The sequence below is a fragment of the Clostridium sp. NSJ-145 genome (assembly GCF_021044725.1).
GTDB lineage: Bacteria > Bacillota > Clostridia > Clostridiales > Clostridiaceae > Clostridium > Clostridium disporicum_B.
Genome location: NZ_JAJNOS010000018.1, coordinates 20,731 through 34,724, shown reverse-complemented (window position 1 = coordinate 34,724; position 13,994 = coordinate 20,731). Strand labels below are relative to the sequence as shown.

General features: G+C 30.6%; 10 protein-coding genes. All 10 read right to left on the bottom strand.

Going from position 1 to position 13,994, the window contains the following annotated elements:
- Positions 1-151: 151 nt before the first annotated feature.
- Positions 152-1,708 carry a peptidoglycan D,D-transpeptidase FtsI family protein gene (locus tag LQE93_RS14565; RefSeq protein ID WP_055267617.1) on the bottom strand — a complete coding sequence of 519 codons (1,557 nt, stop codon included), beginning with the start codon at positions 1,706-1,708 and terminating at the stop codon, positions 152-154.
- A 3-nt stretch (positions 1,709-1,711) separates the two neighbouring features.
- Positions 1,712-2,932, bottom strand: a complete 1,221-nt coding sequence (locus tag LQE93_RS14560; RefSeq protein WP_055267619.1) for an FtsW/RodA/SpoVE family cell cycle protein — start codon at positions 2,930-2,932, stop codon at positions 1,712-1,714.
- An 11-nt stretch (positions 2,933-2,943) separates the two neighbouring features.
- The gene (locus LQE93_RS14555) at positions 2,944-3,396 is read right to left on the bottom strand and encodes an FHA domain-containing protein (RefSeq protein ID WP_055267621.1); all 453 of its coding nucleotides are present in this window, start codon (positions 3,394-3,396) and stop codon (positions 2,944-2,946) included.
- A gap of 76 nt (positions 3,397-3,472) precedes the next feature.
- Positions 3,473-6,298 (bottom strand): excinuclease ABC subunit UvrA, encoded by a 2,826-nt coding sequence (gene uvrA, locus LQE93_RS14550; protein WP_055267623.1) that lies wholly within the window; start codon positions 6,296-6,298, stop codon positions 3,473-3,475.
- Between the two features lie 123 nt (positions 6,299-6,421).
- A complete protein-coding gene (uvrB, locus tag LQE93_RS14545) occupies positions 6,422-8,389 on the bottom strand; it encodes an excinuclease ABC subunit UvrB (protein WP_055267677.1) in 1,968 nt (655 codons plus the stop codon).
- Positions 8,390-8,809: 420 nt separating this feature from the next.
- Positions 8,810-10,072 carry a PDZ domain-containing protein gene (locus LQE93_RS14540; RefSeq protein WP_186838977.1) on the bottom strand — a complete coding sequence of 421 codons (1,263 nt, stop codon included), beginning with the start codon at positions 10,070-10,072 and terminating at the stop codon, positions 8,810-8,812.
- Between the two features lie 13 nt (positions 10,073-10,085).
- A complete protein-coding gene (locus tag LQE93_RS14535) occupies positions 10,086-11,345 on the bottom strand; it encodes a S41 family peptidase (RefSeq protein ID WP_055267627.1) in 1,260 nt (419 codons plus the stop codon).
- Between the two features lie 128 nt (positions 11,346-11,473).
- Positions 11,474-12,364 carry a permease-like cell division protein FtsX gene (ftsX, locus tag LQE93_RS14530; RefSeq protein ID WP_055267629.1) on the bottom strand — a complete coding sequence of 297 codons (891 nt, stop codon included), beginning with the start codon at positions 12,362-12,364 and terminating at the stop codon, positions 11,474-11,476.
- Positions 12,354-13,040, bottom strand: a complete 687-nt coding sequence (gene ftsE / locus LQE93_RS14525; protein ID WP_055267631.1) for a cell division ATP-binding protein FtsE — start codon at positions 13,038-13,040, stop codon at positions 12,354-12,356. The genes ftsX and ftsE overlap by 11 nt, the downstream gene beginning before the upstream one ends.
- 101 nt (positions 13,041-13,141) lie before the next feature.
- Positions 13,142-13,981 carry a YitT family protein gene (locus LQE93_RS14520; RefSeq protein ID WP_186838979.1) on the bottom strand — a complete coding sequence of 280 codons (840 nt, stop codon included), beginning with the start codon at positions 13,979-13,981 and terminating at the stop codon, positions 13,142-13,144.
- Positions 13,982-13,994 lie beyond the last annotated feature (13 nt).

Sequence of the window (13,994 nt, the reverse complement as noted above, 5' to 3'; positions counted from 1 at the left end):
TTTAACTCTACAAAATTAATTACTAACTTATTAGTTTTTTCTATTACATCTATTAATTTATATCTACTATAACCTATCTTATTAAGAAATAACTCTAAGAGTGTCGAAAAGTTTCTACACCAACGTTTATAACTTTTCACTCTTAACTAGCTTAATATCCTAAAACTGCTTGTCGTACTACTTGGCTAGCTATTACTGCTGCTGATCCTGCACCACTTTCTCCATTTTCAACTATAACTGCTACTGCAATTTGTGGATCATCCATAGGTGCTGCCGCTATAAACCATCCATGTGGCACAGCTTCACTTCCATCTGGTAAATTATAATCTGCTGTACCAGTTTTTCCACCTGCATTTGTTCCTTCAAAAGCTGGCCATCTATATATATTATTATCTACAAGATATTTCATATAATCTTTTACTGTAGCTGCTACATCTGAAGGAATAGCTTGACGTATTTCTGTACTAGCTATATTTCTAACAATATTTCCATTCTTATCAACTATACTATTTACTAACTTTGGCTTCATTAGTACCCCATCATTAGCTACAGTAGCTGTAACTAGTGCCATTTGCATTGGAGTTGATAATACTGATCCTTGACCTATTCCGCTTTGAGCCATATTTCCTTTTTCGTAATCTTCTAATGTCGGAAATTGACTCGCTGTAGCTGTAAATCCTTCTCCTCTAATTACAGAGTTAAATCCAAAGCTCTCTGCTGTATCTTTTAACTTTTCATTTCCTAATTCCATAGCCAATGTACCAAATACAACATTACTTGAAACCCTATAAGCTCTTCTTAAATCTATAATTCCGTGAACTTCATAAGCAAAGTTATTAAGCTCTGTCCCATCGTCAAATGTTATTTTACCTTCATCATCAAATTGTCTTTCAGCAATTCCTGGAATATTCTCTAAAGCACTTGATAAAGTTACTGTTTTAAATACTGACCCTGGAGGATATATCCCATCTATAGCCCTATTTATAAGAGGAGTATCATCTGCACTTCCTGAATTTGCCTTATCTATCTCTGCATCTAAATCATTTGGATTAAATGTTGGTTTAGACACCATAGCTAAAATCTCTCCTGTTTTAGGATTTATAGCTACTACTGCCCCTTTATTATCTCCTAATGCATCATAAGCAACTTGTTGAAGTGTAGTATCTAAAGTTGTTATTATTCCATTTCCCTCTTTAGTATCTGATTTCCCAACTAGCATTCCAAAATTCATATCATCAATAAATGTCTTAAAGTTTTCTTTAAAATTAAAGCTACCTGTATTAGCCTTATCTTCTTTTAAGTTTCTTATAAAATCTCTTGGATGAACAGTATCTAAAAAATCATTTATTCCATTTCTAAATGTACTATAGTTACTTAGCTCACCATCATAAGTTTCCTCTAATCCACTTAAGCCATATGTTTGATCTATATATCCTAATGGATGAACAAATAAATTTCCATATAGATAATTTCTTTGTTGAGATGTTTCATCTATTCTTTCACTTGTAGCTAAAGCTGTTCCATTTCTATCGTAAATAGTCCCTCTTAATATTTCATTTCTTTTTGCCCATAATCTCACATTCCCAGAATCATTCGCTATATTAGGACCTTTAAACACCTGAAAATATGCTATATAAGATATTAGTGCAATAAAACAAAATAAAAAGATAGTCATAACATGTCTTACACTTTTCCCTAAATCATTCATCCTTTATGCCTCCTCAGAAATCTTTTGCAATATTCCTAATGCAAAGAATGTAGTTAAAATCGAAGAACCACCGTAACTTATAATTGGTAAAGTTATACCTGTAAGTGGTATTACAGTAAATATTCCACCTATAATTACTAGTGTCTGACATGCTATCATTGTACTAAACCCTACTGCTATTAATTGTGAAAATTTATCATTAGTGACGAAAGCAGCTCTTATTCCTCTATAGAATAATAAAAAATAAACTATCATAATTCCTATAGCGAATATAATTCCAAATTCCTCACATATAACTGCATAAATAAAATCTGAATCATTAACAGGTATATACTCTGGATATCCCTGCCCCAATCCTGATCCAAATAATCCGCCAGATGCAATTCCATACAATCCTTGAACTATCTGCATTCCCTCATCATATCTATAAGCCCACGGATCTAACCATACCTTAACTCTTCTTTTGACATGAGCAAATAAAAAGTATGCTGCAGTTGCTCCTACTGCTGATAATCCCAAGCAAGTAAAAACATATTTCTTTTTAGCTGTTGCAACATATAACATGGTTACAGAAATACCAAAGAAAATTAATGCCGAACCTAAATCTGCTTGTAAAACCATACATGCTAAAGAAAACATAGTTACTAAGGCAGGCTCTAATAAACTTTTAAAATCCTCTTTAAAAGTTTCTTTATTTTCATATGTTGCTAAAGAAGATGCTAAATATAATACTAATGCAATCTTACCAAACTCTGATGGTTGAAACATAAATGGCCCTATTTCTATCCAGTTTTTAGCTCCACCTACTGTTGTTCCAAATATCAATGCTAAAGGCATAAGTATTAAAGTAATAATCATATATATCTTTTTATATTTAGCAAAACTTCTTAAATCTGGTAATATAGCTACTATCAATATGTAACCAACCATTCCCAATGTAACCCACACTAACTGCTTTATTGCCAATATCTTATCTAATCTATACAAGGTAGCTATTCCTATTACAGCTAATATACTTGCAAAAATAAGGATGAATTTATCCCCATCGGGATAAAATCTCCTTATTACAAAATGAGAATATCCTATTAATACACATAAAATAACTCCCATAATTATTGCAAATTTATCATAAGGTTGTTCTAAAAAACCTAGATTGACAAAAAGCAGCAAGCATAATAAGTATATTAGTTTTAATAGTCTTTTTTCTTTTTTCAATACCTTCATCTACTTCACCTCTAAAGCTTATCTGCTCTTAGTACTGTAAAAATAGCACTTCCTATTTTTATTTCATCTCCAGTTGTAAGTTTTATTTTTCCTTCAACTTTTTCATCATTTACATATATACCGTTGGTACTATTTAAGTCTTCAATATATAATGTATTATTTTTTGCATATACTCTTGCATGATGTCCTGATACAAATGGTTCAGATAATATAATAGCATTATCATCCATTCTACCTATTGTAACATCACCTCTTATTAACATTACTGATTCCTCTTCAAGGTCCTCATTTCCACCAGCTTTTGTAATTTCAAGACCATATTTATTTAAATTAGGATTTGTATTCTTCTTTCCTCCTGTCTTAACATCCTTGTACATTATTTTTAATGCATAATATATTATTAAGTATAGGATTATGATAAATACTATTCCTGATGCAAATGTAATCAGCCTACTTATATTCATTACTCCACCTCATATTTTTCTTATATTTACCATTATATATTAAATCTTATCTATAAAAATAACAAGATATAGCACGCTATCTTAATATCTTTTTAAGATATTTTCCAGTATAAGACTTATCAACCTTCGCTACTTCCTCAGGGGTACCTGTGGCAATTATCGTTCCACCTTTATCTCCACCTTCTGGTCCAAGGTCTATTATATGATCTGCACATTTGATCATATCTAAGTTATGTTCAATAACAACTACAGTATTTCCTGCATCAACTAGTCTTTGTAATATCTCAACTAATCTATTTACGTCATCTACGTGAAGTCCTGTAGTAGGTTCATCTAATATATATAAAGTCTTTCCTGTACTTCTTTTAGACAGTTCAAATGCTAGCTTAATTCTTTGGGCTTCACCACCTGATAATTGTGTTGATGGTTGACCTAATCTTATATATCCTAAACCTACATCATATAAAGTTTGAATTCTATTTTTAATTCTAGGTATATTTTCAAAGAACTCTAAAGCCTCTTCAACTGTCATATTTAATATATCATCTATATTTTTACCTTTATATTTTACTTCTAAAGTCTCTCTATTGTATCTCTTTCCTTTACAAACCTCGCAAGGTACATATACATCAGAAAGGAATTGCATTTCAATTTTAATAATTCCGTCTCCTGTACAAGCTTCACATCTTCCACCTTTAACATTAAAGCTAAATCTTCCTGGTTTATATCCTCTCATCTTTGCTTCTGTTGTTTGTGAGAATAATTCTCTTATTATATCAAAGGTTCCTGTGTATGTTGCTGGGTTTGATCTAGGTGTTCTTCCTATAGGACTTTGGTCGATATCTATAATCTTATCTATATTTTCAAATCCTGTTATTTCTTTATATTGACCAACTGGATTTTTACTCTTATTTATTATTTTATTTAATCCCTTATATAATATCTCATTTACTAAAGTACTCTTTCCAGATCCTGATACCCCAGTAATCATAGTTAAAACTCCAAGAGGAATTTTAATAGATACATTTTTCAAGTTATTTTCCTTTGCTCCAGTTACAGTTATAAAGTTACCATTACCTTCTCTTCTTACTTCTGGAACCTTAACTTCCTTTACCCCAGTTAAATATTGACCAGTTATAGATTCTTTACAGTTTTTAATTACATCAACAGGTCCTGCTGCTATAATTTCTCCACCATGTTCTCCTGCTCTAGGTCCAATATCAACTATAAAATCTGCTTCTCTTATAGTATCTTCATCATGTTCAACTACTATAACAGTGTTACCTACATCTCTTAAATTTTTAAGAGTTTCAATAAGTCTATCATTATCCCTTTGATGAAGTCCTATACTTGGTTCATCTAAAATATATAAAACTCCCATAAGAGCTGACCCAATTTGAGTTGCTAGTCTTATTCTTTGAGACTCTCCTCCTGATAAAGTTCCAGAACTTCTAGCCAAACTTAAATAGTCTAATCCTACGTTTAATAAGAAATTCAGTCTACTTTTTATTTCTTTTAATACTTGTTCTGATATTATCTTTTCTTTATCTGATAATTGTACCTTATTTATAAATTCAAGTTCTTCTTTTATTGACATTGTTGTGAATTCATAAATATTCTTATCCCCAATAGTAACAGCTAATGCTTCATTATTTAATCTAGCTCCTTTACACTTTGGACACTTATTATTGCTCATATACTGCTCTATTTCGCCTTTAATAACATCTGAGTTAGTTTCTCTATATCTTCTTTCTAATGCATTTAATTCACCTTCATATGAATAAAGATACTTAGATTTCACTCCATCCTTAACATACTCTACTGTTAGCCTCTTCCCATTAGTTCCATAAAGAATTAAATCTAAATCCTTTTTGCTTAACTCCTTTACAGGCTTATTTAAATCTAAATCATATTCCTTAGCTAACGCCTTTAATATAGCAAATGTCCAAGAATCTTCCTTAAGTCTTCCTTCTCCCCAAGTTGCTATAGCCCCTTCCATAATACTTAATTCTTTATTAGGTATTACTAAATCTGGATTAAGCTCTATCAAAGTTCCTAATCCATCACATCTATCACACTTTCCAAATGGTGTATTAAAAGAAAATAATCTTGGTTCTAGTTCATTGATACTTATACCACAATCAGGACAAGCAAAGTTTTCACTAAATAAAATGTCTTTTCCACCAATAATATTTATAACAACTAACCCATCAGCTAATTTAAAAGCTGCTTCTATAGAATCTGTTAGCCTTCCTTCAATTCCTTCTTTAATAATAATTCTATCGACAACTGCATCAATATTATGTTTCTTATTCTTTTCTAGTTTTATTTCATCTTCTGCTAGCTCATATATTTCACCATCAACTCTAGCTCTAATATATCCATTCTTTTTAATATTCTCTAATAGTTTTTCATGAGCACCTTTTTTTCCCCTGATTATAGGAGCTAAAACTTGAATTTTAGTTTTATCCCCAAGCTCCATTACCTTATCAACAATTTGATCCACTGATTGTTGGGATATTTGCTTTCCGCACTTAGGACAGTGAGGAATTCCTACCCTTGCATATAATAACCTTAAATAATCATAAATTTCTGTTATAGTACCAACAGTAGATCTTGGATTTTTACTTGTTGTCTTTTGATCTATTGAAATTGCTGGAGATAATCCTTCTATATAATCAACATCTGGTTTATTCATTTGCCCTAAGAATTGTCTTGCATATGCAGATAGTGATTCTACGTATCTTCTTTGACCTTCTGCATATAAAGTATCAAATGCTAATGAAGATTTTCCTGAACCAGATAATCCAGTAAACACTATTAATTTATCTCTTGGTATCTCTAATGAAACATTTTTCAAATTATGTACTCTTGCACCCTTTACAATGATTTTATCTTTCATAAACTACTCCAATCTTTCAGTATTAACCTCGTATATTACTTATTTTTCACATAATTTCCGACCTTTAACCCCGAACTTGTGTTTGTATATTATTGTAGATATTTCCACGGAAATTGTCAATTGTTATTTCTTTAGTTTCTCTATCATATCTCTAAGCTCTGCGGCTCTTTCAAATTGAAGGTTTTTAGCTGCATCCATCATTTCATCTGTATATTGCTTAATTAACTTCTTCTTATCCTTAGCTGATAATTCAACCTTTTCATCAACATTATAATCTGAAGATTCCTCTGCTACCTTAGTTGCTTCTATTACATCTCTAACAGCCTTAATAATTGTCTTTGGAACAATTCCGTGCTCCTCATTATATTTATTTTGAATTTCTCTTCTTCTATTAGTTTCCTTTATAGCTCTATCCATAGAACCAGTGATTCTATCAGCATACATTATTACTTTACTTTCAGAATTTCTTGCAGCTCTACCTATAGTTTGTATCATTGATGTTTCCGAACGTAAAAATCCTTCCTTATCAGCATCTAATATTGCTACTAAAGCTACTTCTGGAATATCTAGACCTTCTCTTAAAAGGTTTATTCCTACCAGAACATCAAATTCTCCTAATCTTAAACTTCTAATTATCTTCATTCTTTCTATAGTCTCTATATCAGAATGCATATAAGTTGTTTTCACTCCTAGTTCAGTTAAATATTTAGTCAAATCTTCAGCCATTCTCTTCGTAAGTGTAGTTACAAGTGTTCTAAATCCTCTTTCAGAAGTTTTAATAATCTCTGCATAAAGGTCATCTATTTGTCCTGTAACAGGTCTTATTTCTACTACTGGGTCTAATAATCCTGTAGGCCTTATTATTTGCTCAGCAATATTAGTTGAATGATCTAACTCATATTGAGCTGGTGTTGCAGATACAAATACTACTTGATTTAGTTTCTTCTCAAACTCTTGGAATTTTAAAGGTCTATTATCATAAGCACATGGAAGTCTAAATCCATACTCTACTAATGAGTCCTTTCTTGATCTATCACCGGCATACATAGCTCTAACTTGTGGTAATGTAACATGGCTTTCATCTATAAACATTAAAAAATCGTCTGGGAAGAAGTCTAAAAGAGTCTTCGGTGCTGTTCCTGGGTCTCTTCCATCCAGTATTCTCGAATAATTTTCTATTCCACTACAATATCCCATCTCTTTAATCATTTCTAGGTCAAAGTTTGTTCTTTGTCTTAATCTTTGTGCTTCTAATAACTTATCTTGAGATGTAAGTTCCTTAAGCCTTACTTCTAATTCATCTTCAATTTTATGTATAGCTTTATCAATAGTTTCTTGTGAAGCAGCAAAGTGAGATGCAGGGAATATAGCTATATGATCTCTTTCACCTAATATCTTACCTGTTAAGATATCAAACTCTCTAATTCTTTCAATCTCATCTCCAAAAAACTCTACTCTAATTCCTTTTGTAGATGATGATGCCGGTACAATATCTAAAGAATCTCCTCTTACTCTAAAAGTACCTCTAGAGAAATCTATATCATTACGTTCATATTGTATTTCTATTAGCTTTCTAATAATTTCATCTCTTTCTTTTTCCATTCCAACTCTAAGTGATATTGTAAGCTTTTTATATTCATCAGGATTACCTAATCCATAAATACAAGATACTGAAGCTACTATTATTACATCTCTTCTTTCAAACAGTGCTGATGTAGCCGAGTGTCTAAGCTTATCTATTTCATCATTAATAGAAGCATCCTTTTCAATAAATGTATCTGTTTGAGGAACATATGCTTCTGGTTGATAATAATCATAATAAGAAACAAAGTACTCTACTATATTGTTTGGGAAAAACTCCTTAAATTCTGAACATAATTGAGCTGCTAAAGTTTTATTATGAGCTAAAACAATAGTAGGCTTTTGTACCTTTTCAATTATATTTGCCATAGTATAGGTTTTCCCTGATCCAGTAACTCCTAATAATGTCTGAAACTTTTCTCCACTCTCTATACCATTAGCTAGACTTTCAATAGCCTTAGGTTGATCCCCCATAGGCTTAAACTTAGAATGTATCTTAAATTCTCCCATTACTTCAACTCCAAACTTTTCATAATCTAATATACTAATTTTACTTTTAATTTTTACCATATTCAAATGTTTTATAAGTGAGCCCCCAAATTTCATATTTGGTTGGGCGAACTTACACATTCGAACGCATGTGAGAGGGTATTTCATTTAACCTTCAGAAATTTCATATTTGGTTGCTCGAACTTACTCATAGAAATTCATATGAGTAGTAATCTTACTTTTTTAAATTTAAATATTTAGTCTGATTCTTCGAATTTAACTGAAAGTCCAAATATCCGATTTATAAACTTCAAGTTACACTGTAAATGTATATCTACAACGCCTTCCATTAAAATTAAAATTAATATTAAAATAAAAGAAACTGCACAAAGCAGTTTCCACATTAATTCTTAACTTTTCATATTTAGTTTTTAACAAAATTTACTTCTTTTCTCTAAGTTCTTCTAATACTTTCTTTAAATCATCCGCTCCTACACCTAGTATATCCTCTTGTTTTACCATTTTAGGAACTAATAATATCCCTAACCTTTTGTTTCTAGGTTGTACCAAATATTCAACAACGTTACCTGCATCTTTTTTTATTCTTATCTTTAATTTAAAAATACTATCTTTTGCTAGTTTAAAAATATCTGTTTCTGACTTAACCACTTCATCATTAATAGCTAGAATCTTATCTCCTCTTCGTATGCCAGCTTCAAATGCTGGAGAACTTGGAGCTACTTCTAAAACAGAAATTCCTTCTTCATCACTAACATATATATATTCACCTTTTGCTTCAATTCTTCTTTGATATCTTAAGATACCTTCATAAGCAAGTGGTACATATATTATTGTTAATATTTGTCCTACTATTCCAAAACCACTTATCTGAGCTACACATATTACTGAAATGCCATAAAGTAAAGCTATTGCTCCAGAACTTAATGATTTTTCCTTCTTTTTCTTCGTAAATGTAACAGCATTGTATCCTATAACTCCATAGAAAGGTATTGTAGCTATCATCGCTGTTGTTAAAATACTTAATATATTTGTATGATTAATAATTGGCCACCAATTTGGTGCTGTCATTGTTGTTCCTGATGATATTTGATTATTAAAAATCATAAAAATAGCTATAGGCAATGCCCAATATCTATTTAATGAAAATCCACCTATTATCTTTCCTTCTTTACTTGTAAATACAGGAATTGCACCTCTACTTCCATCAATTATTATTAATATACCTTGAATAATATATATAACTCCTACAAAAGTCATAAGAGATAATATATCAACACTAATAAATGATTTCTGATTTATTAAGCTAGCTAAAATATTAAACACTAAACTTAATATAGCTAATATAGCACTAGAGTATGCAAACTCAACAAATTTAGGTTTGTAAAATAACATTAGTATAGAAATCATAAACACAAACTCTATACCTGAGTTTTCATAAAAAGTTACTCCTAATAAACTTAATATTAAACTACCTAGCGCACCTGCAATTATACCTAATACAATTTGAGATAATGTAAGTTCTAGGGGAGAGTCTAAGCTTTCCCCTAAAGTCATCTTTTGAACAATTGAGATACGTCTATTTTTAAGATAAAACATTATTCCCATAATTATAAGCATAAGCAAATGTAATGGCTCAACTATAGCTGTCGCTACGGATTTTAAAGTATATATTATTAAATCCATATTAGTCTCCTATTTACTTTTCTTTAATTACCTCTAAAGCTTTTTGAAATTGTGGGTCTATATTTCTACTATATTCTACTTCTAATACTTCTTGTGGAATTTCTACAGTTATATCTGGAGATATTCCAGTTCCATGTATATTTTCTCCATCTGGAGTATAATACTTAGAAGTTGTAACTTTTAATCCTCCTTCATTGTCTGGAAGACTTATAAGTTGTTGAACTATACCCTTACCAAAAGTAGTAGTTCCTATTATTGTAGCAGCATCATGATCTCTTAAAGCACCTGTAACTACTTCTGATGCAGAAGCACTTCCTCCATCTACAAGTACTACTAATGGCATTCCTAGTAAATCTCCACCTTTTGATTTTGAAACTACTTTCTGATCATACTTATCAATTGTATAAGTAACGATTTCACCTTCTTTAATAAAATGAGATGCTATTTCAACACATTGATCTAAGTATCCACCTGGGTTTCCTCTTAAATCTAATATTAGTTTTTTCATTCCTTGCGCTTTTAATTCATTTATTTCATCTGTGAATTTTTGGCTTACTTCTTCATCACTAAATGTAGTTATCTGAACATATGCCGTTGAATCATCCAGCATTTCACCTTTTACTGATTCATTTTTAATTTCTGCTCTAACTATCTCAACTTCAAATGGCTCACCATCACCTCTTTGGATAGTTAACGTTACCGGCTGACCTTCTTCTCCCCTTACTCTAGCTACTACTGCTTCAGTATTAAGATCAACTACTTCATAATCATCTACCTTTAATATTACATCTCCAGCTTTTAATCCTGCTTCTTCTGCAGGTGAACCTTCAATTGGTGCAATTATCGTAACTTTATTATCTCTAACACCTAATTGAGCTCCTATTCCATAAAAACTTCCTTGACTTGATTCCATAAAAGTATCAAATTCTTCTTGAGTCATATAAACAGTATATGGATCTTTAACAGCTGATGCCATACCTTTCATGGCTCCTTCTAATAATTTTTGATCATCTATATCGCCATCATATTTTGAATAGATAAGATCTCTTAATGTAAATAAGTACTTATATTTCGAAGTATCTCCTACACTTGATAAGTCCGCGATAGCTTTCTGAGGTGCACCCTTAAAAATAACTCCATTAATGGCTAATACATTTCCTAAATATAATAGTAGTCCATGTGAGGCTAATAATACTACAACTATCAACCCTATCCTTAAAGCCTTTTTTCCTCCCTTTTTAGAATTATTTTCACCTCTGTTCAAATCCTCCATACCTTATACTTCCTTTCGAAATAAATTTTGAAAAATTATCAATTTTTTTATATTAAAATATTGATATGATGTATCTACTAATGCAGATACATCATATCAATAAAAAATCCCTAGAAAACTAGATTATATTAAACTATTAAGAATTTTCTTAAAGCTGCAATACTTCCTATTGCACCTACAATTACACCACCAAGTATAAATCCACCTAACATAGTAGTTAATACAAATGCTGGAGTAACTAAATTAATTAAGAACATTGATGATAGTATCCAATTAAATACCCCATTATATGCGAAGTATAAAAGAACACTTGATAAACCTGCTCCTATAGAACCAATTATAATACCTTCAATAACAAATGGCCATCTAATAAACCAATCTGTAGCTCCAACGAACTTCATTATTCCTACTTCTCTTCTTCTAGAGTAAACAGTTAATTTAATAGTATTCATTATTAAGAAAACAGATACTCCTATGAATATTACAAATAATCCTATACCTACTACTTGAACAACCTTAACGAATGAGCTTATCTTTTCAATTTGTTCTTTTTGATTTCTTATACTTTCAACTCCGCTCATTTTTTCAACTGCATTGCTTACTGCATCAGCATAACTTGGATCTTCTAAAGTTACTATAAATGAACTTGGTAATGGGTTATTTGTTAAGTCATACCCTTCTAGTATACCCTTATTTTCAGCTAAACTTTCTTGTAAGTTTAAAAAAGCTTCATCTTTTGATTCATATGTAACATTTTTTACACCTGTTTGCTCATTAAGTTTTACTTCTATTTCTCTTTGATCTACCATTTTTATATCATCATTTAAGTATACTCTTATTTCTACTTGAGATGCTATATCTTCAATACTTTTATTAAAATTTAATGCTAATAAAGTAAATGTTCCAAATATAAAGAATGTTATTAAAACAGTTAGCATTGCAGCAAAACTAATAGTTCTATTTCTTTTTATACTTTTTAGGGCATCTACTATAAAATAGTTAATAGTATTAATCTTCATTTTCGTACATCCCCCTCGAATCATCTCTTACAATATTTCCACTCTCTATAGCTATAACTCTCTTTTTCATAGTATCTACTATGTCTTTTGCGTGAGTAGCCATTACTATAGTTGTCCCTGCTGTATTTATATCCTTAAGAAGATCCATTATTTCTTTAGCTGTTTCTGGATCTAAATTTCCTGTAGGCTCATCGGCAATTAATACTGATGGATTATTAACAATAGCTCTTGCTAATGAAACTCTTTGTTGTTCTCCCCCTGATAATTCATTAGGGAACATTTTATATTTATGAGATAATCCAACTAGAGATAATACTGTTGGTACTCTTTTTCTTATTTCTCTTGGTGATGCTTCTACTACTCTCATAGCAAAGGCTACATTTTCATAAACATTTAAGTTAGGAATTAATCTAAAGTCTTGGAATACCATCCCTATCTTTCTTCTGTAATATGGAACCTGCTTTCTTGTAATATCAGCTAGTTTTTTATCTGCTACTATTACATCTCCTGTTGTAGGTTCAACTTCCTTAAGTAACATTTTTATAAAAGTTGATTTACCTGATCCTGAAGGTCCAACTAAAAATACAAATTCACCTGTATCTATTTTAACATTTACATCTGATAGTGCTTTTACATTATTATTGTATATTTTAGATACGCCTTTAAACTCTATCATATCTACACCTCTCCTCCACATGTTCATCCTTATACTATAGGCTTATTATATCATAATAGCATTATTACACCAAGTTTTAAAGTTTTTCCAGTTATTTTCTCTTAATTATATGATTTAAATCCTTCACCTAATACTTCTGCAGATTCGTTTACTGTTATAAATGCTTCAGGATTTTTTTCTTTTATAAATTTCTTTAAAGTTATAAATTGTTTAGTATCTAAAACTGTATATATAATCTTAACATCACTTCCTGTAAATCCACCTTGTGCATTTAACACTGTACAACCTCTATTTATATCCTTAGTTATGTATTCTAAAACTAATTTTTCCTTATTAGTTATGATAAATACTTGTTTACAAGTATTAAATCCATCAATAAATTTATCTATTAATATTCCAATCATAACTACACTAAAGAATCCAAATAATCCTTTATCAACACCAAAAGCTCCGATAGCCATTAAACAAACTAATGAATCTGTAATAAGAACTGCACTTCCAACACCTATTGCTGTATATTTGCTTATTATAGCTGCTATTATACTAGTTCCTCCTGTTGATGCTCCTTCATTAAATACAATAGCTGCTCCCATGGCTAAAATTCCTGACCCAAAAAAGCTAGCTAAAAATAAGTTTTCTGTTAAAATTCCTGGAGTAAAAAATGTTTCAATAATATACATAAATACTGAAAGCATTATAGTTGCATAAATACTTTTAGCTCCAAATGATTTTCCTAAAACAAAAAAGGCTACCACAAATAATAGTATATTAAGTACAAATACAACTATACTTGTGCTTATTCCTGTAAGGCTATTAACTACTAACCCTATACCAGATACCCCTCCTGAGGCAATATCATTTGGAAAGAAGAAATATTCTAATGCTATAGCTGTTAACGCTATTCCAATCGTTATAAGTAAATACTCCTTAATTTTTTTCATCTTTAACCACCCA

What these genes read in the sequence shown, in the direction of transcription:
- LQE93_RS14560 (WP_055267619.1), bottom strand. Translation starts at nt 2,932, where the DNA reads ATGAAGGTATTGAAAAAAGAAAAAAGACTATTAAAACTAATATACTTA.
- ftsE (WP_055267631.1), bottom strand. Translation starts at nt 13,040, where the DNA reads ATGATAGAGTTTAAAGGCGTATCTAAAATATACAATAATAATGTAAAA.
- ftsX (WP_055267629.1), bottom strand. Translation starts at nt 12,364, where the DNA reads ATGAAGATTAATACTATTAACTATTTTATAGTAGATGCCCTAAAAAGT.
- LQE93_RS14520 (WP_186838979.1), bottom strand. Translation starts at nt 13,981, where the DNA reads ATGAAAAAAATTAAGGAGTATTTACTTATAACGATTGGAATAGCGTTA.
- uvrA (WP_055267623.1), bottom strand. Translation starts at nt 6,298, where the DNA reads ATGAAAGATAAAATCATTGTAAAGGGTGCAAGAGTACATAATTTGAAA.
- LQE93_RS14555 (WP_055267621.1), bottom strand. Translation starts at nt 3,396, where the DNA reads ATGAATATAAGTAGGCTGATTACATTTGCATCAGGAATAGTATTTATC.
- LQE93_RS14565 (WP_055267617.1), bottom strand. Translation starts at nt 1,708, where the DNA reads ATGAATGATTTAGGGAAAAGTGTAAGACATGTTATGACTATCTTTTTA.
- uvrB (WP_055267677.1), bottom strand. Translation starts at nt 8,389, where the DNA reads ATGGGAGAATTTAAGATACATTCTAAGTTTAAGCCTATGGGGGATCAA.
- LQE93_RS14540 (WP_186838977.1), bottom strand. Translation starts at nt 10,072, where the DNA reads ATGGATTTAATAATATATACTTTAAAATCCGTAGCGACAGCTATAGTT.
- LQE93_RS14535 (WP_055267627.1), bottom strand. Translation starts at nt 11,345, where the DNA reads ATGGAGGATTTGAACAGAGGTGAAAATAATTCTAAAAAGGGAGGAAAA.